General features: G+C 65.7%; 20 protein-coding genes and 1 tRNA gene. 10 read left to right on the top strand and 11 right to left on the bottom strand.

Going from position 1 to position 18,534, the window contains the following annotated elements; all coding sequences use genetic code 11:
* Positions 1-103: 103 nt before the first annotated feature.
* Complete coding sequence (locus tag ACGHJ7_RS02805) at positions 104-334, bottom strand: hypothetical protein (RefSeq protein WP_390474466.1); 231 nt, start codon at positions 332-334, stop codon at positions 104-106.
* A gap of 184 nt (positions 335-518) precedes the next feature.
* Between ACGHJ7_RS02805 and ACGHJ7_RS02800 the strand changes: the two genes are divergently transcribed.
* The gene (locus ACGHJ7_RS02800; RefSeq protein ID WP_390474465.1) at positions 519-1,790 is read left to right on the top strand and encodes a glycosyltransferase family 39 protein; all 1,272 of its coding nucleotides are present in this window, start codon (positions 519-521) and stop codon (positions 1,788-1,790) included.
* 25 nt (positions 1,791-1,815) lie between these two features.
* Here ACGHJ7_RS02800 and ACGHJ7_RS02795 read toward each other — a convergent pair whose 3' ends face one another.
* The 6 genes from ACGHJ7_RS02795 to ACGHJ7_RS02770 form a co-directional block, all read right to left on the bottom strand.
* Complete coding sequence (locus ACGHJ7_RS02795; protein WP_390474464.1) at positions 1,816-2,904, bottom strand: glycosyltransferase; 1,089 nt, start codon at positions 2,902-2,904, stop codon at positions 1,816-1,818.
* 24 nt (positions 2,905-2,928) lie between these two features.
* Complete coding sequence (leuB, locus tag ACGHJ7_RS02790; protein ID WP_390474462.1) at positions 2,929-3,987, bottom strand: 3-isopropylmalate dehydrogenase; 1,059 nt, start codon at positions 3,985-3,987, stop codon at positions 2,929-2,931.
* 18 nt (positions 3,988-4,005) lie between these two features.
* Positions 4,006-4,626 (bottom strand): DNA repair protein RecO, encoded by a 621-nt coding sequence (locus ACGHJ7_RS02785; RefSeq protein ID WP_390474460.1) that lies wholly within the window; start codon positions 4,624-4,626, stop codon positions 4,006-4,008.
* A gap of 18 nt (positions 4,627-4,644) precedes the next feature.
* Positions 4,645-4,893, bottom strand: coding sequence for an accessory factor UbiK family protein (locus ACGHJ7_RS02780; RefSeq protein WP_390474458.1), 249 nt, complete (start codon positions 4,891-4,893; stop codon positions 4,645-4,647).
* 84 nt (positions 4,894-4,977) lie between these two features.
* Entirely contained in the window at positions 4,978-5,532 is a 555-nt protein-coding gene (locus ACGHJ7_RS02775; protein ID WP_390474456.1) for a TspO/MBR family protein, read from the bottom strand.
* 118 nt (positions 5,533-5,650) lie between these two features.
* Positions 5,651-6,388: a TlyA family RNA methyltransferase gene (locus tag ACGHJ7_RS02770; protein ID WP_390474454.1), complete on the bottom strand. Its 738-nt coding sequence runs from the start codon at positions 6,386-6,388 to the stop codon at positions 5,651-5,653.
* A gap of 34 nt (positions 6,389-6,422) precedes the next feature.
* On the opposite strand from ACGHJ7_RS02770, the gene ACGHJ7_RS02765 reads away from it, so the two are divergent.
* The 4 genes from ACGHJ7_RS02765 (at position 6,423) to ACGHJ7_RS02750 (ending at position 10,289) form a co-directional block, all read left to right on the top strand.
* Positions 6,423-7,010, top strand: coding sequence for a hypothetical protein (locus ACGHJ7_RS02765; RefSeq protein ID WP_390474452.1), 588 nt, complete (start codon positions 6,423-6,425; stop codon positions 7,008-7,010).
* A gap of 546 nt (positions 7,011-7,556) precedes the next feature.
* On the top strand, positions 7,557-8,636 hold the full coding sequence (locus tag ACGHJ7_RS02760) for a branched-chain amino acid aminotransferase (RefSeq protein WP_390474450.1): 1,080 nt from the start codon (positions 7,557-7,559) through the stop codon (positions 8,634-8,636).
* Positions 8,637-8,640: 4 nt separating this feature from the next.
* Positions 8,641-9,636 carry a rhodanese-related sulfurtransferase gene (locus ACGHJ7_RS02755; protein ID WP_390474448.1) on the top strand — a complete coding sequence of 332 codons (996 nt, stop codon included), beginning with the start codon at positions 8,641-8,643 and terminating at the stop codon, positions 9,634-9,636.
* Complete coding sequence (locus tag ACGHJ7_RS02750; RefSeq protein ID WP_390474446.1) at positions 9,615-10,289, top strand: glutathione S-transferase; 675 nt, start codon at positions 9,615-9,617, stop codon at positions 10,287-10,289. The genes ACGHJ7_RS02755 and ACGHJ7_RS02750 overlap by 22 nt, the downstream gene beginning before the upstream one ends.
* Here the strand turns inward: ACGHJ7_RS02750 and ACGHJ7_RS02745 are convergent.
* Positions 10,286-11,188, bottom strand: coding sequence for a LysR family transcriptional regulator (locus ACGHJ7_RS02745; RefSeq protein WP_390474444.1), 903 nt, complete (start codon positions 11,186-11,188; stop codon positions 10,286-10,288). The two genes, ACGHJ7_RS02750 and ACGHJ7_RS02745, sit on opposite strands and share 4 nt — an antisense overlap.
* Before the next feature lie 109 nt (positions 11,189-11,297).
* On the opposite strand from ACGHJ7_RS02745, the gene ACGHJ7_RS02740 reads away from it, so the two are divergent.
* Together ACGHJ7_RS02740 and ACGHJ7_RS02735 are read left to right on the top strand one after the other, a co-directional pair.
* Entirely contained in the window at positions 11,298-12,029 is a 732-nt protein-coding gene (locus ACGHJ7_RS02740; RefSeq protein ID WP_390474442.1) for a pirin family protein, read from the top strand.
* 23 nt (positions 12,030-12,052) lie between these two features.
* Positions 12,053-12,646 (top strand): FMN-dependent NADH-azoreductase, encoded by a 594-nt coding sequence (locus ACGHJ7_RS02735; RefSeq protein ID WP_390474440.1) that lies wholly within the window; start codon positions 12,053-12,055, stop codon positions 12,644-12,646.
* Between the two features lie 41 nt (positions 12,647-12,687).
* On the opposite strand, the gene ACGHJ7_RS02730 is transcribed toward ACGHJ7_RS02735, so the two are convergent.
* Together ACGHJ7_RS02730 and ACGHJ7_RS02725 are read right to left on the bottom strand one after the other, a co-directional pair.
* Positions 12,688-14,751 (bottom strand): NAD(+) synthase, encoded by a 2,064-nt coding sequence (locus tag ACGHJ7_RS02730; RefSeq protein WP_390474438.1) that lies wholly within the window; start codon positions 14,749-14,751, stop codon positions 12,688-12,690.
* A gap of 48 nt (positions 14,752-14,799) precedes the next feature.
* Positions 14,800-15,828, bottom strand: coding sequence for a DNA topoisomerase IB (locus tag ACGHJ7_RS02725; protein WP_390474436.1), 1,029 nt, complete (start codon positions 15,826-15,828; stop codon positions 14,800-14,802).
* Between the two features lie 104 nt (positions 15,829-15,932).
* Between ACGHJ7_RS02725 and yghU the strand changes: the two genes are divergently transcribed.
* Complete coding sequence (yghU, locus tag ACGHJ7_RS02720) at positions 15,933-16,784, top strand: glutathione-dependent disulfide-bond oxidoreductase (RefSeq protein WP_390474434.1); 852 nt, start codon at positions 15,933-15,935, stop codon at positions 16,782-16,784.
* Between the two features lie 3 nt (positions 16,785-16,787).
* Here yghU and argE read toward each other — a convergent pair whose 3' ends face one another.
* Positions 16,788-17,942 carry an acetylornithine deacetylase gene (gene argE, locus ACGHJ7_RS02715; RefSeq protein ID WP_390474432.1) on the bottom strand — a complete coding sequence of 385 codons (1,155 nt, stop codon included), beginning with the start codon at positions 17,940-17,942 and terminating at the stop codon, positions 16,788-16,790.
* A gap of 59 nt (positions 17,943-18,001) precedes the next feature.
* Between argE and ACGHJ7_RS02710 the strand changes: the two genes are divergently transcribed.
* Together ACGHJ7_RS02710 and ACGHJ7_RS02705 are read left to right on the top strand one after the other, a co-directional pair.
* Positions 18,002-18,076: transfer RNA gene (locus ACGHJ7_RS02710), tRNA-Gln, on the top strand.
* Between the two features lie 56 nt (positions 18,077-18,132).
* Positions 18,133-18,525, top strand: a complete 393-nt coding sequence (locus ACGHJ7_RS02705; protein WP_390474430.1) for an I78 family peptidase inhibitor — start codon at positions 18,133-18,135, stop codon at positions 18,523-18,525.
* Positions 18,526-18,534 lie beyond the last annotated feature (9 nt).

Below are 18,534 nucleotides of genomic sequence, written 5' to 3'. Positions count from 1 at the left end.
CGCCAGCGCGCGGCAAGGTTCACGGCGGGCCGAGGGAACCGGAATCGAAAACGGGGCCCCCGACAGGGGAGCCCCGCTCGTATTGTCGTCAAGGACGGCCTGGTCAGGTGCTGACCGGCATATCGTCGTCGTCATCGTCTCCGGTCAGGGCAAGCAAGGCGATGCCGATCGCGCCGACGGCCAGGATGATCAGCGTCGGCTTGGCGTCGCCGCCGCCGATTTCGCTTTCGCCGGCAATGGGCGCGATCCGTTCCGGGATGGTCGCCTCTGCAGCGACCGGCGCGAGCGCCAGGCCTGCCGCGGCGGCAGCGGTTCCAAGGGTTTTCGATTTCATGCGTTCACTCCAGGTCGAGGGGTTGAGCGACCGACAAGCTTCGAATTAAACTCGCCAAGGGGCAGACGTAAATTCTCGCGCAGGTTCAAGATTGTAAATTCGCGACACGTGCATTCGTGGTCTGCTGCCCGGCCGCGGCAAATCCGGTTGCAGAGCATCGAAGCGCTGGTATTCATTCCGGCCCATGGCGCCCGCGACACACGAGAAAGACCCGCTGGGGCCGATACTGGCCATCTGCGCCATTTTTCTTTGCGGTGTGCTTTGGCGCATAACCACGCCTTCGCAGCTGTATTTCGACGAGATCCACTACGTCCCCGCAGCCCGCATCCTGCTGGACCTCGAAGGCTGGCCCAATGCCGAGCATCCGCCGCTCGGCAAGCTGATCATCGCTGCCAGCATCGCCGTTTTCGGCGATACGCCGCTGGGCTGGCGGTTGCCCTCGGCCGTGACGGGCACCATCGCCCTGTTCGCCTTTGCCCGCGCCCTGTGGTTCGCCAGCGAGCGGAGGGCAGCCACGATCGGCTACGCCTTGCTTCTTGCAAGCGGGTTCCACCTGTTCGTCCATGCGCGGATCGCCATGCTGGACGGGCTGTTTATTGCGTTTCTCGGCCTGGCTCTGTGGCAGGCGGCGGGCGCGGTGCGCGAACCGGAGACGGGCCGCTGGCGGCTTGCCCTGTGCGGCATCGCGGTCGGGGCCGCGCTCGCGGTGAAGTGGACGATGATCCCCTTTGCGCCGCTGTTCGGCCTGACCTTCCTGGCCGCGCGCTGGAGTGCCGGTCGCAGGCGGCTGCTGATGAGCCGGCGGGGCGCGCCCGTACCCGGCATCACCCTGGCCGAGGCGACCCTGTGGCTGGGCGCCGTGCCGCTGCTGGTCTATTGCGCCAGCTTCGCACCGGCGCTGCTGGTGTCCCCCTCGCCCTTCGCCGAGACGTCCCTGCCCGGCCTGCAGCACACGATGCTGGACCTGCAGCAGAGCGTGAAGGCACCGCACACCTATCAGAGCATGTGGGCCGACTGGGTGCTGAACTGGCGGGCGATCTGGTATCTCTACGAAGGCGTCGACGGGGCGCAGCGCGGGGTCATGCTGATCGGCAATCCGCTGACCATGCTCATCGCCCTTCCGGCGCTCGCATGGTGTGCCTGGGCAGGCCTCGTCAAGCGGCGGATGGACGCGCTGGCCGTGCTCGTGCTGTATGCGGCGGCGCTGGGCTTCTGGATCGTCGCGGCCAAGCCGACGCAGTTCTACTACCACTATTTCGCGGCCAGCTGTTTCCTGCTGGCCGCGCTGGCGCTGGCTTTGGACGCACTCTGGCAGCGGGGCCTGCGCTGGCCCATGATCGGCACGGTCGGGGCAAGCCTCGCGCTGTTTGCGTTCTACTACCCGATCCTGAGCGCTGCGCCGCTGGACAATATCCGCAGCTTCGAAAAGTGGTCGTGGCTGGAAAGCTGGACCTGACGCAGGCGGCTCCGGCCTGTACTCGTCAGAACCGGCCCCAGACGAACCGGCTGGACAAGGCGTAATTCCACACCGCCCCGATGACGATACCGGCGCCGCCCGCCAGCAGCCAGTAGAGGCCGCGCGCCTCAAGAAAACCGGCCAGCCCCACATTGGCCAGCGCACCGACCGAGCAGGTCAGGCAGAACCCCGCCCATCCGCCCAGCAGCGCCCCCACCCCCCGCAGCCTGCGATCGGCATAGGTCAGAAGGTTGTTGAGCCAGAAATTGAACGTCATCGCGGCAAGGGTCGCCAGCGCCTGCGCGAACACGAACCCGCTGCCAAGCGCCACATGCAGCAGCGCCAGCACCGCGACATGCACGGCCACCCCCAGCGCGCCGACGCTGGCGAACATGGCAAAGCGCGTCGGCACGATCCGCCCCAGATAGCGGTCGTAGAGGCCGACGAGGAATTCGAAGGCGACCGCGTTGTCGAGCTTGCTGGTCCCGCTGCGCCGCTCCGCGAAATGCAGCGGAACCTCGGTCACGCGCAATTGCCCCGGCGCGGCAGACAGGATGTCGAGCAGGAGCTTGAACCCGATGCCCGACAGACGCGGGGCAAGCGCGCGCAGGGCGTCGGTCCGCATCAGGAAATATCCGCTCATCGGATCGCTCAGCCGGACGCCGGTGACGGCCCGCGCCAGCCGGTTGGCAAGGCCGGAGGCTTTTACGCGCCCCGCCCCGTCCAGGCCCGCCGCGCTGGCACCCTCCATGAAGCGGGAGGCAACGGCAATGTCCGCATGGCCGTTCGCAACCGAGTCCAGCATGCGTTCCAGCAAGGCCGGGTCATGCTGGTGGTCGGCATCCATCACGGCAACGAAGCGCGCGGGCGTCGCCAGCACGCCTTCCAGCACGGCAGAGGCAAGCCCGCGCCGCCCGATGCGGTGCAGCACCCGGATGCGGGCATCTGCCGCGGCCAGCCTGCGCGCAAGGTCCGCCGTGCCATCGGCACTGTCGTCGTCGACGATGACGATTTCCCACGCGATACCGGCCAGGGCGGCTGCGATCCGCTCGACCAGCGACGCCAGATTGTCGCGCTCGTTCAGGGTGGGCAGGATGACGGCAAGCTGGGGCATGGCCCCTGCCTGTTACAAGGCTCCTCAGAGACGCGCCAGCACCGCGTCGCCGAGGTCCCTTGTCCCTGCCTCGCCGCCCAGGTCGAACCCGCGAACCCCGTCTGCCAGCACACGGGCCACCGCGCTTTCGATCCGGTCGGCGTCCTGTGCGCGGCCGAAGGAATGGCGCAGCATCATCGCGGCGGACAGGATCGCGGCGAGCGGGTTCGCCTTGCCCTGCCCGGCAATGTCGGGCGCGCTGCCGTGAATGGGTTCGTAAAGGCCGAAAATGCCGTGCTGCGTCTCCCGCTCGCCCAGGCTGGCGCTGGGGAGCAGGCCGATGGAGCCGACGCACATGCTGGCCTGGTCGGACAATATGTCCCCGAACAGATTGCCGGTCACGATCGTATCGAACTGCCCCGGCGCCCGGACGAGCTGCATCGCGGCGTTGTCGACATAGAGATGGTCGAGCGTCACGTCCGGATACTCCGCCGCAACTTCGATCACCACGTCGCGCCAGAGCTGGCTGGTTTCCAGCACGTTCGCCTTGTCCACGCTGGTCAGGCGTTTGCTGCGGGTCTGCGCCGCGCGGAAAGCGGTATGCGCGATGCGGCGCACCTCGCCTGCCGAATAGGCCATGCGATCCCAGCCCTCGCGCTGGCCGTCCGGCAGCGTATGCGTGCCCTTCTCGCCAAAATAGACGTCGCCATTGAGTTCACGCACGATCAGCAGGTCGATCTCGCGGGCAATCTCCGGCCTCAATGCGCTGGCATCCTCCAGCCCTTCGAACATGGTCGCAGGCCGCAAATTCGCAAACAGGCCGAGCTGCGAGCGCAGGCCCAGCACCGCCTGTTCGGGCCGGTGCCCGCGCGGCAGGTTGTCGCAGGACGGATCGCCGACCGCACCGAACAACACGGCATCGGCCTCGCGGGCCATGGTCAGCGTCTCTTCGGGCAGCGGGTGGCCATGGCGACGATACGCAGCCGCGCCGACATCGCCTTCGAACAGGGTCAGGCCCGGCAGGTCCAGCGTCTCCAGCACCCGCACGGCCTCCGCCGTGACCTCGGGGCCGATACCGTCACCGGGAAAAACCGCTATTTTCATGATCTTGCCGCCTGTATCTCAAATCATTCGCCGCAGCCGCGCCAACAGCGCGCCGCGGGCCGCCATCGTCTGGCCCTGGACCTGTCCGGCCGCCTGCCGGGTGCGCCCGGTTAGCAAATACTCGGCGATCGGCGCCTCCAGTTTTTCCATGGCCGCGACAATATCGGCTAGGCTCTCCGCCTCCGGCCGCATCCCGCCATAGCCCATTTCGCGCAGCAGCAGCGCCTCGTAGACAAGCAGGCCGCGTGCCCAGCCGCGCGCGCTGGGCGCCTGGCAAATGGCGGTAAGGACGCCTTGCAAGGCGTTGAACAGCGCGGGATACGGACTGCGTTCGGGTAGCGCGCTGGCGGTCAGCGCGGTAACCCACTGGATCGCGGCGGCCGGCAGGGGCTCGCTCAGCCACGGGCCGCGGCTTTCCAGCAATTCGAGCTTCGCGAAGGGCAGCTGGCTGTCCGATTTCGCGCGCAACTGGGCCTCGACCAGATTACCTGGAATGACCACCGGCCTGAGCACGCGGCCCCGCCCGCCGGCAACATAGGCAGCGACCACGCCGTACTGCTCCGTCAGCAGCCGCGCGATGACGGCGGTTTCGCCGTGCGCGCGCGCGGCCAGCAGGATCGCAGGCGCGCGCAGGTCCACGGGCGCGCCCTTGCCTCGTTACAGCTTGTGCTTGGCTTCCAGCGCTTCGATCCGCTTGGCCAGCGCCTCGTTCTCCTCGCGCGCCTTGGCGGCCATGGCCTTCACCGCGTCGAATTCCTCCCGGCTGACGAAATCGAGGCCGCCGACGGTTTCCTTCACGCGCTCCCGCGCCGTTTCCCGCGCCTCGCGGGTCATGCCGGCAAAGGTGCCGGCCGCTCCGTTCATCAGCTTCACGAAATCGGCGATCATGGGGTTCTGGCTCTGCATGGAAGCTATCTGGCGTGCCGGCACCGCTCCTGCAAGGGCTTTGCGCCCACTGTCAGAAAGCGATGCGCCCAGAGTTCGATGCGTTCAGAGTTCGATACGCTGGGCCGCATTGCTGGGCATGGGCGCATCGTAATCGGGATTGAGCTGCAGGAACTGGTAATTCAGCACGGTCGCGAACAGCGCCCAGGCGAGATAGGGCAGCAGCAGGATCGCCGCCAGTTTCCTCACCCGCCAGAACGCGATGATGGTCGCGACCAGCAGAACGTCCAGCACCCCGATGACAATTAGGGCCAGCGTGATCTCCTGCGCGCCGAAAAAGGTCGGCGTCCAGGCGAGATTGACCAGGAATTGCAGGATGAAGAGCGTGATTGCCAGCGTCCGCCCACGCGCGCCCCATGCGGCGCAGACCAGTGCCAGCGCGAACCCCATCATGACATACAGGATCGTCCACACGATGCCGAACAGCGACGGCGGCGGGTAGATGGCGGGTTTTTCCAGCATCGCGAACCACGGGTTTTCGGGGCCCGACTGGAACAGGAAGCCGGACAGGAAGCCCAGCAGGACGCAGGCAGGGATCGTGAACAACGACCAGCGCAGCAAACTTGCGCGCAGCTGCCCGCGTGAGGCGAGACCTGTCATGTATCCTCCAGTCGATTCGGTGCGACCAACGGCGCGGGGTTTGCCCCGTGGGACAGGCAGGCGCAAGCGCTGCGGGCGATCTGTCCCATTGTGGAATCGCGCCGGAGCCCTGGGCGGCCTAGCCCCGGGTCGCGGTAATCAGGAATTCGGTATTGCCTTCCGGCCCCTTGATCGGGCTTTCCACGATGCCTTCCACGCGCCAGCCGGTCGTCTCCAGCCAAGCCTGCACCTCGTCGCAGGTACGCTGATGAAGCGCGGGGTCGCGCACCACGCCGCCCTTGCCCACTTCCTCGCGCCCGACCTCGAATTGTGGCTTGATCAGCGCAACAACCCGGCACCGGGTCGCGGCCAGTTCGAACGGGCGTTCCAGCACCTTTTGCAGGCTGATGAAACTCGCATCGCACACCACCCAGTCGCAGGGCCGGTCGATATGGGCAGGCGTCAGGATGCGCGCGCTCGTCTGCTCCAGCACGGTCACCCGGTCGTCCTGCCGCAATTTCCAGGCGAGCTGGTTGGTCCCGGAATCGACGGCGAAGACATGCGCCGCCCCGCTCGTCAGCAGGACGTCGGTGAACCCGCCGGTAGAGCTGCCGATATCCATCGCGGTGACGCCTGCGGGGTCGAGGCCGAAATGGGCCAGAGCATGGGCCAGCTTGATCCCGCCGCGGCCCACCCACGGATGGTCGCGGCCGCGCACCTCCAGCGGCGCGTCCTCTGCCATTTGCTGCCCGGGCTTTGTCATCTTTACCTCGCCGGAAAAGACCGCGCCGGCCATCACCAGCGCCTGAGCACGGGTGCGGCTGGGCGCCAGGTCGCGCGAGACGAGCAATTGGTCGAGGCGTATTTTCTTTGGCATGGACCCGAAGGCGGTTAGCGCGCATTGAGACACTATGTCACCTGCACAGAATCGAAATCCCGCACATCGTCCCCTTCTGCGTAGCCGCGCCGCAAAAGCTGCGCTGCTCATCGGCTGCCTTGGCGTTGCCTGCTGCACCCCGCCCGCGCCGGAACCGACACCGCCCCCGCCTTCGCAGCCCGTACAGCCAGCGCCCGCGCCGCCGCCGCCTCCGCCTGCACCGGTTTACGAGAACTGGCTGGATGCACCGCAGACGCCGGGCGACTGGAGTTACACGGACGGCGCGGGCCTCAGCTACGCCCTGTTCGGTCCAGCCGGAGAGGCGGCTCGTCTCGGCCTGGAATGCCGCAAGACGGACCGCACCGTGCGGATCGTGCGCGCCGGCAATGCCGCCAGCGAGCTTCCCATGCGCATCCGCACCGAAACGGCGGACCGGATGCTGACGGCGACGCCTTCGCCCGATGGCCGCCCGATGATCATTGCGACGCTGCAGGCAAGCGACCGGCTGCTGGATGCCATGGCATTCTCTCGCGGACGCTTTGCCGTCGAGACGAGCGGGCTGGAGACGCTCTACGTGCCGGCATGGGCCGAAGTGACACGGGTTATCGAGGATTGCCGCTAGGCTGTTTGCACAAGGCGCCAGACCAACCGGCCGCCTGGAAAACGGAGGCGCGAGTATGACGTGGGAAAACATTTCTTCAAGGCTTGTTTTCCCGGTCCGAAGGACTCACATTCGCTCTCGAGTTCGGCGCAGAACGCCCTGCTCGGCCCCCGGTGAAACGGCGGGGTCTTGCTTCATAGCTTGAAAGGAGGTGATCCGATGTCTCATGGTTCAGTTGCGAGGTCGGTGAAATCCCGCACGGAGCATATTCGGTAACATTCTCTAGCCGAGTAAGGCTTTGTGAGCGGCATTTTACGACCGCTGACCATGCTTGGGGCAGCTTCTCCTACGGGCGAGAAGCTGCCCTTTTCATTTTTTGTTTGGACCCTGCGGGCGGGGCACGTCCGTGCCCCTTGCTTCCTCACGCATGCACCCTGACGTGCCCGCCCGCAGCGGGCGCAGCTTGCTGCGCGTCTAGCGAGGACGAACCGACGGAAGTCGGTTCGCAAACACGCAACCCCCCTCGATAACCTTGCTTCAACCGCTGTGTCCCATTACGCGCGCACTATGGATTTCAAGGCCCTCCCCCACCCCGCGCCCGTACCGTCCGCCACGCGCGACCAGGTGCTGCTCGACCCCGGTTTCGGGACCAATTTCACCGATCACATGGTGGTGATCGACTACGATGCGGAAAAAGGTGGCTGGCATCAGGCCAGCATCGGTCCGCGCGAACCGATCAGCCTCGATCCCGCCGCCTCTGTCCTGCATTACGCGCAGGAAGTGTTCGAAGGGATGAAGGCCTACAAGCAGGCGGATGACGGCCTCGCCCTGTTCCGTCCCGAGGCGAACGCCGCGCGCTTCAACGCTAGCGCCCGCCGGATGGCGATGCCCGAATTGCCCGAGGAGCTGTTCATGGAATCGATCCGCCAGCTCGTCGCGGCGGACCGGGACTGGGTCCCCACCATCGAAGGCGGCGCGCTGTATCTGCGGCCCTTCATGTTCGCTTCCGAAGCCTTCCTCGGCGTCCGGCCTGCAAAGCAGTACAAATATATCCTGATCGCCTGCCCGGTCGGCGGCTATTTCAAGTCCGGCGCACCGGCGGTGAAGATCTGGGTCAGCCGGGATTACGTGCGCGCGGCGCCGGGCGGCACGGGCGCGGCGAAGACCGGGGGCAATTACGCGGCCAGCCTCGTCCCGCAGGCCGAGGCCATCGAGCAGGGCTGCGACCAGGTCGTCTTCCTCGATGCGGTCGAGCGCAAGTGGATCGAGGAACTGGGCGGCATGAACCTGTTCTTCGTGTTCGACGACGGCAGCGTGGTCACCCCGCCGCTGACCGGCACGATCCTGCCGGGCATCACCCGCGACAGCCTGATCCAGCTCATCCGCGAGGAAGGCCTTCAATTGCGCGAGGAGCCCTATTCGATCGACCAATGGCGCGCCGATGCAACCATGGGCCGCCTGACCGAGACGATGGCCTGCGGCACCGCGGCAGTCGTGACGTCCGTGGGCACGGTCGCCGGTCCGGACGGAGAGTTTACCATCGGCAACGGCGGCCCCGGCCAGCTCACCACCAAACTGCGCGAGCGGCTGGTGGCGATCCAGAAAGGCGCAGCGAAGGACACCCACGGCTGGGTGACGAAGCTTTAGGTCGATGGCCGAAAGCCTCCCGATACAGGTCGCCGCGCTTTACCGCTTCACCCCGTTCAGCGATCCCGCTGCCCTGCGCGCACCTTTGCTGGCTGCGTGCAACGAAGCTGGTGTCAAAGGCACGCTCCTTCTCGCACCGGAAGGGATCAACGGTACGATTGCCGGGGGCGAGAATGCTGTCGGCGCGGTGCTCGATCACATCCGCGCCCTGCCCGGCTGCGAGACGCTGGAGCTGAAATTCTCGCGCGCGGCCGAAATGCCGTTCTACCGCATGAAGGTGCGGCTGAAGAAAGAGATCGTGACGATGGGCGAGCCGTCGGTCGATCCCACCGCGAGTGTCGGGCGCTATGTTTCGCCGCATGACTGGAACGAGGTGATCGCCGATCCGGACACGATCCTGATCGACACGCGTAACGATTACGAAGTCGCAGCGGGCAAGTTCAAAGGCGCGATCGATCCCGAAACGGAAACGTTCCGCGACTTCCCCGCATGGTTCCGGCAGCGGCGCGATGAATTGCTCGGCCAGGGCAAGACGCCGCGTGTCGCGATGTATTGCACCGGCGGCATACGCTGCGAGAAATCCACCAGTTTCCTGCGCGGCGAAGGGGTGGAAGATGTCGTTCACTTGAAGGGGGGCATCCTGAAATATCTCGAAACCGTGCCCGAGGAAGAGAGCCAGTGGGAAGGCGAATGCTTCGTCTTCGACGAGCGGGTGACGGTGAAGCACGGGCTCGAAACCGGCAGCTACACGCTGTGCCGCGCCTGCCGCCGCCCCTTGAACCAGGACGACATGAAGTCGAAGCATTATGTCGAGGGCGTCTCCTGCGCCGGTTGCATCGACGAGCGGACGGACGAGGACCGCGCCCGCTATGCCGAGCGGCACAGGCAGGAAGAGCTCGCCCGCAAACGCGGCGAGGCGCATGTCGGCGCAGTCTTGCCGGAAAAGGAATTGAAGGACGGCGGCGACTGGGAAAGCGAATGGGGCCCGAAATTCCCATGACCGGTCAGGCGAGCGAATACCCTATCCTCTACAGCTTCCGCCGCTGCCCCTACGCCATGCGCGGGCGGATGGGTCTGCGGATCAGCGGGATGCAGGCGATCTTGCGCGAGGTGAAGCTGGCGGACAAGCCCGTCGGCCTGCTCGAAGCATCGCCCAAGGGAACCGTCCCGGTCCTGCAATTGCCGGACGGCACGGTGCTGGAAGAAAGCCTCGACATCATGCGCTGGGCGCTGGGGCAAAGCGACCCCGAAGGCTGGCTGGCAAGCGAGAACGCGGCCTTGCTGCGACTGTTCGACGGCGATTTCAAGCATCACCTCGACCGCTACAAATATCCCAACCGCTACGAGGACGATCCGCATCACGGTAAAGTCGACCACCGGGGCGAGGCGCTGGCCATCCTGAGCGATCTCGACCTGCTGCTCGCGCGCCAGCGCCAGATCGGCGGCGAACGGCGCGGCTTTACCGACATCGCCCTGTTTCCCTTCATCCGCCAGTTCGCCAATACCGACCGCGACTGGTTCGACGCCCAGCCCATCTCCCATGTGCAGGCATGGCTGGAGGGGCATCTGGCGTCCGACCTGTTCCAGTCGGTAATGACGAAATACGACGTCTGGAAGCCGGGCGACGCGCCGGTCGTGTTCGGCAGGACCTAGACCGGACACCCCCTCAGTCGTTCGCGGAATGTGTCGATCAGCCAGCTTGTGGCGGGGCCGGGCCGCGTATCGCGCCGCCAGATCGCGTTCAGCGCATAGGCCGCACCCGGTTTTTCCGGCAGGTCCAGCAGCACCAGCGCCCCGCTCGCCAGATCGTCTGCCACCATCGGGCGCGGCATGTTGCCCCAGCCGATGCCCTGTTTCAGCAGGGCGTGCTTGGCGCCGAGATCGCCCAGCCGCCAGCTTCGCGGGCTGAGTACGGAAAATTCCCGCCCCTCGGTCAGGCTGGACCGGTCGGACAGGACAAGCTGCAGATGCTCGCGGCTCTGCCCCGTTGCGATGCCGCCTCGTGCAAGGGGGTGTCCGGGGGCTGCCACCGGGACCAGCTCGACCTCCCCGATGGCCTGCCTTTCCAGCTCGGGATGGTCGCCGATGACGGGGCCGCCGATGGCCAGTTCGGATTGCCCGTCCAGCAGGCAGGCCGCAGCCGCGCCCAGAGCCTCCACCTGCAGGCGCAGTGACACGGTCGGGAATAATGTTCGGAACTCTCGCAAGGCATGGGCGGTGACTTCGCCCGGCACCATGACGTCCAGCGCCAGCCCGATATCGCTTTCCAGCCCGGCATGCAGGCTGCGCGTTTTCGCGAGCAGGGCATCGGCGCGGTCGGCGATGGCCTGCGCCTCCGGCAGGAGGCCGCGGCCCGCATCGGTCAGCACCGGCTTTCGCGAGCCTTCGCGGGCAAACAGCGCGACGCCCAGCTGCGCCTCCATCTGCGCGATGCCGTAGCTGATGGCAGACACGGCGCGCCCCATGCGCCGGGCGGCACCGCCGAAACTGCCCTCCTCCTCCACGGCGAGGAATATCCGGATCTGGTCCAGCGTGGGATCGGCCAGTTTCATGGCGCCTCGCTTACCATTCTGATTTTCCGAACATCATGGCTTATTTTATCCCAGTTTTCCGATGGAACGGCAAGCCCTACCTTCCGCTCAACCTTAGAGGAGACAGCCCATGATCGAACTTCGCCCCTTCAATACGCTCGGCTCGGCCAGTCACGGCTGGCTGGATGCGCATCACCATTTTTCCTTCGCCGGTTACCATGACCCGGCGCGGATGAACTGGGGCGCGCTGCGCGTCTGGAACGACGACCGGATCGCGCCGAACAGCGGCTTCCCCACCCACCCCCACAGCGACATGGAGATCATCACCTATGTCCGCACCGGGGCGATCACCCACCGCGACAGCATGGGCAATGAAGGCCGCACCGAGGCGGGCGACGTGCAGGTGATGAGCGCGGGCAACGGCGTCCAGCATTCGGAATGGAATGCGGAGGACGAGGAAACCACGCTGTTCCAGCTCTGGATCATCCCGAGCGAACGCGGCGGGCAGCCCGGCTGGGGCGCGCGCAAGTTCCCCAAGGGGGAACGCAGCGGGCAGTTCGTCGCCCTCGCCAGCGGCGCGGCGAATGACGTGGCCGCGAACGACGACAGCGGCGCTTTGCCCATTCGCACCGATGCGGAAGTGCTCGGCGCGACGGTGAAGGCCGGGACCAGCGTCACCTACACCCCGCGCGATGCCTCGCGGCACCTCTATCTCGTGCCCGCCACCGGCAAGATCCGCGTGGAGGACGGCACTGACGGTGTCGGGGCAAACGCCCGCGACGGTGTTGCCATCACGGGCGAGGACAGCATCACCATCACCGCGCTGGAGGACAGCGAACTCGTCCTCGTCGACGCGGCCTGAACCACGATACAAGGAGACTTTTCATGACCAGTATTCTGCACATCAAGGCCAGCATTCGCGGCGGCGAATCCGTATCTAACGATCTCGGCCAGCGCGTGGTCGACAGCCTGGCGGCGAAAGAGGGCGCGAATGTCACCGTGCGCGACCTGTCGGACAACGACATTCCCTTCGTCGATGCCGATCGCTTCGCCGCCAATCTCGCGCCCTATGGCGATCGGACGGACGACCAGCATGCGCTGGCAGCCATTGCCGATACGCTGATCGAGGAATTACAGGCGGCGGACAGAATCGTGTTCAGCACGCCGATCTACAATTTCTCGATGCCTGCCACGGTCAAGGCATGGGCCGACCTCGTCGCCCGGGCCGGGACCACGTTCGAATACACGCCCAGCGGGCCGCAGGGGAAGCTGACCGGCAAGACCGCCTATCTCGCCATCGCCAGCGGCGGGACGACGGTGGAAAGCGAGATCGATTTCATGACGCCGTGGCTGAAATTCTTCCTTGGCTTCCTGGGCATCAGCGATGTCCGCCATGTCGCCGCAGACGGCATCATGGGCGAAGGCGGCGAGGAGAAGATCGCCGAAGCGAAACAGGAAGCGGAAAAGCTCGCCGCCTGATCCTGCATCTGATTGAGTGCCGGGGAGCTAGTCGTTCGCGCCTAGTTCTCCGGCACTTTCTCGTCCAGTTCCGCCTGCCACAGCTTCGCCACCGCGTCGCTGGGCGCACGCCAGTCGCCGCGCGGGCTGAGCGCGCCTGCGCCCGTGACCTTGGGACCGTTGGGCATCGCACTGCGCTTGTACTGGCTGAACTCGAAGAACCGCCACAAAAACTTGCGCAGCCAGCTGCGGATCTCGCCAAGCGCGTACTGGTTGCGGCGATCATCGGGGAAATGCATCGGCCAGACCCCGCTCTGCGCGTCACGCCACGCATGCCAGGCAAGAAAGGCGACATGGCTGGGCCGCTGACCATAGCGCAGCAGGTGGTGGAGGAAGAAGTCGTTGAGCTCGTAAGGGCCGATCGTGCCTTCCGTGCTCTGGATTTCGCCATCCTCGCTTTCGGGGATCAGTTCCGGGCTGATCTCTGTCGCCAGCACGGCTTCCAGCGCATCGTCCAACGCGCCGCCGAACTGGTCGGTCCTCTCCGTCCAGCGGATGAGGTACTGGATCAGCGTTTTCGGCACGCCCGAATTGACGCCGTAATGGCTCATCTGGTCGCCCACCCCATAGGTGCACCAGCCCAAAGCCAGTTCGCTGAGGTCGCCCGTGCCGACCACGAACCCGTCATGCTGCCCGGCAAGGCGGAAGAGGTAATCGGTGCGCAGGCCCGCCTGCACGTTCTCGAAGGTGGTGTCGTAGACCGGCTCGCCATCTGCGAAGGGATGGCGGATATTTTCCAGCATCGTGCGGGCAGACGGGCGGATGTCGATTTCCTCCGCCGTGATGCCGCTCGCCTCCATCAGCTTCCACGCGTTCGATTTCGTGCCGTCGGACGTGCCGAAGCCGGGCATGGTGTAGCCGCGGATCATGCTGCGCGGATGACCCAGCCGGTCGCAGGCCTTGGCCGCCACCAGCAGGGCGTGCGTGCTGTCCAGCCCGCCGGAAATCCCGATGACCAGCGACTTGGGCTTCGCCGCCTGCATTCGCCGCATCAGGCCGTCGACCTGGATGTTGAAAGCCTCGTAGCAATCCTCGTCCAGCTTGCCCGGCCGGTTCGGCACGAAAGGGAAACGGCGCACGGCGCGGCGCAGGCCGATATCGCCGCCGCGATAGCGATGGGTGAATCCCACGCGGCGGAACCAGTCTTCCGGCCGGCCGGCATATTCCGCACCATCGTTGAACGTGCCGTTGCGCATGCGTTCGGACAGGATGCGCGCCGTGTCGATATCGGTCACGCACAGCTCTGCATCGAAGTCGAAGCGCACGCTCTCGACCATCAGCTCGCCCAGTTCGTAGACCATGCCCTGCCCGTCCCAGGCAAGGTCGGTCGTGCTTTCTCCATGGCCGCTGGCGGAATAGGCGTAGGCGCAGATGGAGCGGTTGGAACTGGCCTTGCACAGCAGGTGCCGGTCCTCGCTCCGCCCGATGGTGATGGGGCTGGCGGACAGGTTGCACAGGATCGTTGCCCCGGCGAGCGCGGCCAGCGTGCCGGGCGGCTGCGGGGCCCAGAAATCCTCGCAGATTTCCATCCCGAAGGTGAAGCCGGGCAGGTTTTCCGCCCCGAAGACCAGGTCCGTCCCGAACGGCACGGTTTCCCCGTTCACGGTGATGTCCTGCCCCTGCACATTGTGCCCGCGCGCAAAATAGCGTTTCTCGTAGAACTCGCGGTAATTGGGCAGGAAGCTCTTGGGCACGACACCCAGAAGACGGCCGTTCGCAATGGCCAGCGCGCAATTGTAGATCCGCCCGGTCTTGCGAAGGGCTGCCCCGATGATCAGGACAGGGGTGATCTCCTTCGACGCCGCGACCACTTCTGCGACGGCATTTTCCGTCGCATCGAGCAGCGCCTGCTGCATGTGCAGATCGTCGACCGCATAGGATGTCAGGCACAGTTCCGGATACAGCAGCAGGTCGACATCCTGTTCATCGGCCGCGCGTGCCTGCTCGATGATGGCGGCGGTGTTGTAGGCGATGTCCGCCGTGCGCACATGGGGCGTGCTGGTCGCGACCCGCACGAAGCCGTGCGTGTGCATGTCGAAGAAGGGATGCGCGCCGGTTTCACTCATGATGCCCCCTGTTCCCGAACAAGCGCCCGAGCGCAAGCTCGGTAAGGATCACGCGGCGGCGAGCAGCTCTTCGCAATCGGGGCATTCGCGCAGCATGGCGATCAGTCCGTTCTCATGACGTGTCAGATATTTGGTCGCGCGCGGCAGCTTCAGTCGTGCCTTCCAGGATTCCCAACCGTCATCTTCGCGCGCCAGCACGTCGATCACCGCAGGGTGGATGTAGCTCCGTCGGGCCACCGCGGGCGTATTGCCCAGACGGCCCGAGACTTCGTCCAGCAGCATCGTGATGGTCGGCCGCTCCTTCGCGTCTGCCAGCCGCGCGAAGCCGAGCACGCTTGCATGCCAGGTGCGAAAATTCTTGGCCGAGAATTCCTCGCCCATGGTTTCGCGCAAGTAGGCATTGACGTCGCTGCTGCCGATCTCGTGCCGCGATCCGTCGGGATCGACATACTGGAACAGGTGATAGCCCGGCACGTCGCGCGCATCTTCCACCGCGCGGGCGAGAAGCTCGTCGTCCAGCGTAAGGTCGCGCTGCTTGCCGCCCTTGCCGATGAAACTGATCGAAACCTTGCTTCCGTCGATCCTGGCGTGACGGTCGCGCAGGGTCGATGCACCGAAACTCTTGTTCTTCTTTGCATAGGCCTGGTTGCCGATGCGGATGAAACCCATGTCCAGGAGCCGCACGACGGCCGCAAGAGTGCGGGTGCGGGTCGGTGCGTCGCCTTCGAGATCTTCCAGCACGCGCTTGCGGATCAGCGGCAGCAATTCGCCGAAGGCCAGGCAGCGGTCGAACTTCTCGCTTTCCCGCATTGCGCGGAAGTCGGGGTGGTAGCGATACTGCTTGCGGCCCTTCGCATCGTATCCGGTGGCAAGAATATGCCCGTTGGGTGCAGGGCAGAACCAGGCATCGACATAGGCGGGCGGCAGGGCGATGGCGTTCAGCCGCTTTTTTTCGGCGCGGTCCCGGATCAGCCGTCCCTTGGCATCGTAATAGGCCCAGCCCTTGCCGGCTCCCTTGCGCGTGATGCCGGGCAACTGGTCGTCGACGAAGATCAGGTGGTCGGGTTGGGTAGCCATGCGAAGCAAACCTGCGCGCCCGCCTTGCGGTTCCACCTGCATGGGGCCATTTGCGACGAAACGAAAATCCGCGAGCCCCGCATGAAACGCAGGAGATGCCCGAAATGAGCGATACCTACACCCCGCCCAAGGTCTGGACCCACGATGCCGAGAATGGCGGCCGGTTCGCCAATATCAACAGCCCGGTCTCCGGCGCGCGGGAGGAAAAGGAACTGCCCAGCGGCGAACATCCCTTCCAGCTCTATTCGCTGGCGACCCCCAATGGCGTGAAGGCAAACCTGATCCTGGAAGAGCTGATCGAGGCAGGCTTCTCGGTCGAATACGATGCGTGGATCGTGAATATCGGCGAAGGCGAACAGTTCACCAGCGGCTTCGTCGACATCAATCCCAATTCCAAGATCCCCGCGCTGGTCGACCGGACCGGCCCCAATCCCATTCGCGTTTTCGAAAGCGGTGCGATCCTGTTGCACCTCGCCGAGAAATACGGCGCTTTCCTGAGCGAGACGCCCGCAGGCCGCGCGGAAATGCTCAGCTGGCTGTTCTGGCAGGTCGGCAGCGCGCCCTTCATCGGCGGGGGCTTCGGCCATTTCTACGCCTACGCGCCGGAGAAATACGAATACCCCATCAACCGCTACGCCATGGAAACGAAGCGCCTGTTCGATGTCGCGGACAAGCGGCTGGCGCAAACCCGCTTCCTTGCCGGGGACGAATATACCATTGCCGACATGGCCGCCTGGCCCTGGCTGGCGCCGTTCTTCAAGGGCGTGATCTATAACGACGCCAAGACCTTCCTGAGCATCGACGAATACGAAAATGTCGCGCGCTGGGCGAACACCATCGGGGAGCGTCCGGCCGCCCGCCGCGCGCTCATCGTCAACAAGAGCTGGGGCGACGACGAGGACGCGAAGCTGCCCAACCGGCATTCGGCCGCCGATTTCGCAGGCAAGTCGGTCTAGGCGCTATCCGCCCAGTTCGGAGGCGAGGCGGTCCATGAAGCGGGCGCCCGCCTCCAGCTGAGCGAGCGCGATCCATTCATCGGGCTGGTGCGCCTGCTCGATACTTCCGGGTCCGCAGATGACGGTCGGAAAGCCGGCCCGCTGGAACTGGCCGCCCTCTGCCGCATAGGCGACCTGCACCGGCGCGGCATTCTCGCCCGTCAGGCGGCGCACGAAGGCCACTGCGTCCTCGCTGCCGAGCGGCGTCATCGGCGGCGTGCCCGCATGACGCTCAACGCTGACGCCGCAATGGGGGAAACGCGCTTTCATGTTTGCGTCCATTTCCTCGCACTTCGCCAGGAACGGCGCGAGGATCGCGTCCGGATCCTCCCCCGGCGGGCAGCGCAGGTCGAAAACGAAGCGCGCATGGCCTGCCAGGATATTGGCCGCTTCCCCGCCCTCCATCACGCCGACGGTCAGCGTGGCCTGCGGCGGGTCGAAGCCGTTTTCGGGATCGGCGCGCTCACGCAATTGCGCGGCCAGCACCGACAGCTCGTGCATCAGGTCGATGGCGACCATGTTGGCGGACAGGCCCTGCTCGGTCAGGGAGCTGTGCGCTTCGTGCCCGCGGATCGTCACCTCGTGCACGGCGATGCCCTTGTGCCCTGTCACGACGCGCATCGAGCTGGGTTCGCCGACGATGGCGAGGCGCGGGGCGGGGATGGTCTTCGCCATCCGGGCAATCATGGCAGGCGCGCCCTGGCAGCCGACTTCCTCGTCATAGCTCAGCGCCAGATGCACCGGCAGGTCGCCCTTCGCAAAACGCGGAACGAAGGCGAGAGCGAGTGCGATGAACCCCTTCATGTCGGTGACGCCCCGCCCGGTCAGCCTGCCGCCATCCTCGCGCACGGTCCACGGGTCGCCGCTCCAATCCTGCCCCTCGACCGGGACGACATCGGTATGGCCCGACAGGATCACCCCGCCCGGCAGAGCGGGTCCGCAGGTCGCGAACAGGTTCGCCTTCGTCCCCTCCTCGTTCGCCACCCGCTCCGACGCGACGCCGTGGCCGCGCAGATAGTCCTCGACCCATGCGATCAGCGCAAGATTGCTGCGGTGGCTGGTCGTGTCGAACCCGACCAGCGTGTCGAGTATCCGGCGGGCGGTGGGAAGATCGGTCATGGCAATGCTTCTACACCCTTCCCATCTGCGCACCACACGCTATAGGGGCATCCGCCTGCTGGGGTGTAGCCAAGTGGTAAGGCAGCGGTTTTTGGTATCGCCATTCGCAGGTTCGATCCCTGCCACCCCAGCCATTTTTCTCCCGTCCGTTCATCTTGCAGTGCGCTGCCTTTGCGCTAGGCTGCCTGCCATGAAGACAATCCAGATCCTGATCGCCGCCCTCCCCATGGCCGTCATGCCGTTGGCAGGCTGTGCAGCCTACCCGGACGAGGGCGGCTCGCAGGGCTCTGCCGGAGAAGACACGATGGAACGGGAAGAACCCAGTGCCGGCGGCGAGCGGGAATATACAGAGGAAGAGCGCGCGTTCCTGGACGGCATCGGTGCCTGCCGCGAAGATGGCCTCGCCGCCTATGTCGGGCAGGCAGCTTCGCCAGAGACGCTGGCCGCGATGATGAAGGAAAGCGGCGCGAAAGTGCAGCGCGTGGTCGGCCCGGGTGAAGCGATGACGATGGATTACCGCACCGACCGCCTGACCGTGCTGACCGACGAGGAAGGCCGCGTCGCGCAGGCCCACTGCGGCTGAATCGCTCCC

This window comes from Altererythrobacter sp. MTPC7 (genome assembly GCF_042851395.1).
Taxonomy (GTDB): domain Bacteria; phylum Pseudomonadota; class Alphaproteobacteria; order Sphingomonadales; family Sphingomonadaceae; genus CAJXSN01.
Note: the sequence above shows the minus strand (reverse complement) of the source record. Positions and strands in the feature narration are given on the sequence as shown.

Excerpts from the sequence above, each read along its gene's own strand:
- ACGHJ7_RS02730 (WP_390474438.1), bottom strand. The coding sequence starts at position 14,751 with ATGAGTGAAACCGGCGCGCATCCCTTCTTCGACATGCACACGCACGGC.
- ACGHJ7_RS02780 (WP_390474458.1), bottom strand. The coding sequence starts at position 4,893 with ATGCAGAGCCAGAACCCCATGATCGCCGATTTCGTGAAGCTGATGAAC.
- ACGHJ7_RS02805 (WP_390474466.1), bottom strand. The coding sequence starts at position 334 with ATGAAATCGAAAACCCTTGGAACCGCTGCCGCCGCGGCAGGCCTGGCG.
- ACGHJ7_RS02800 (WP_390474465.1), top strand. The coding sequence starts at position 519 with ATGGCGCCCGCGACACACGAGAAAGACCCGCTGGGGCCGATACTGGCC.
- ACGHJ7_RS02770 (WP_390474454.1), bottom strand. The coding sequence starts at position 6,388 with ATGCCAAAGAAAATACGCCTCGACCAATTGCTCGTCTCGCGCGACCTG.
- ACGHJ7_RS02735 (WP_390474440.1), top strand. The coding sequence starts at position 12,053 with ATGACCAGTATTCTGCACATCAAGGCCAGCATTCGCGGCGGCGAATCC.
- ACGHJ7_RS02795 (WP_390474464.1), bottom strand. The coding sequence starts at position 2,904 with ATGCCCCAGCTTGCCGTCATCCTGCCCACCCTGAACGAGCGCGACAAT.
- ACGHJ7_RS02760 (WP_390474450.1), top strand. The coding sequence starts at position 7,557 with ATGGATTTCAAGGCCCTCCCCCACCCCGCGCCCGTACCGTCCGCCACG.
- ACGHJ7_RS02775 (WP_390474456.1), bottom strand. The coding sequence starts at position 5,532 with ATGACAGGTCTCGCCTCACGCGGGCAGCTGCGCGCAAGTTTGCTGCGC.
- ACGHJ7_RS02725 (WP_390474436.1), bottom strand. The coding sequence starts at position 15,828 with ATGGCTACCCAACCCGACCACCTGATCTTCGTCGACGACCAGTTGCCC.
- ACGHJ7_RS02765 (WP_390474452.1), top strand. The coding sequence starts at position 6,423 with ATGTCACCTGCACAGAATCGAAATCCCGCACATCGTCCCCTTCTGCGT.
- ACGHJ7_RS02755 (WP_390474448.1), top strand. The coding sequence starts at position 8,641 with ATGGCCGAAAGCCTCCCGATACAGGTCGCCGCGCTTTACCGCTTCACC.
- ACGHJ7_RS02740 (WP_390474442.1), top strand. The coding sequence starts at position 11,298 with ATGATCGAACTTCGCCCCTTCAATACGCTCGGCTCGGCCAGTCACGGC.
- ACGHJ7_RS02705 (WP_390474430.1), top strand. The coding sequence starts at position 18,133 with ATGAAGACAATCCAGATCCTGATCGCCGCCCTCCCCATGGCCGTCATG.
- ACGHJ7_RS02750 (WP_390474446.1), top strand. The coding sequence starts at position 9,615 with ATGGGGCCCGAAATTCCCATGACCGGTCAGGCGAGCGAATACCCTATC.
- yghU (WP_390474434.1), top strand. The coding sequence starts at position 15,933 with ATGAGCGATACCTACACCCCGCCCAAGGTCTGGACCCACGATGCCGAG.
- argE (WP_390474432.1), bottom strand. The coding sequence starts at position 17,942 with ATGACCGATCTTCCCACCGCCCGCCGGATACTCGACACGCTGGTCGGG.
- leuB (WP_390474462.1), bottom strand. The coding sequence starts at position 3,987 with ATGAAAATAGCGGTTTTTCCCGGTGACGGTATCGGCCCCGAGGTCACG.
- ACGHJ7_RS02745 (WP_390474444.1), bottom strand. The coding sequence starts at position 11,188 with ATGAAACTGGCCGATCCCACGCTGGACCAGATCCGGATATTCCTCGCC.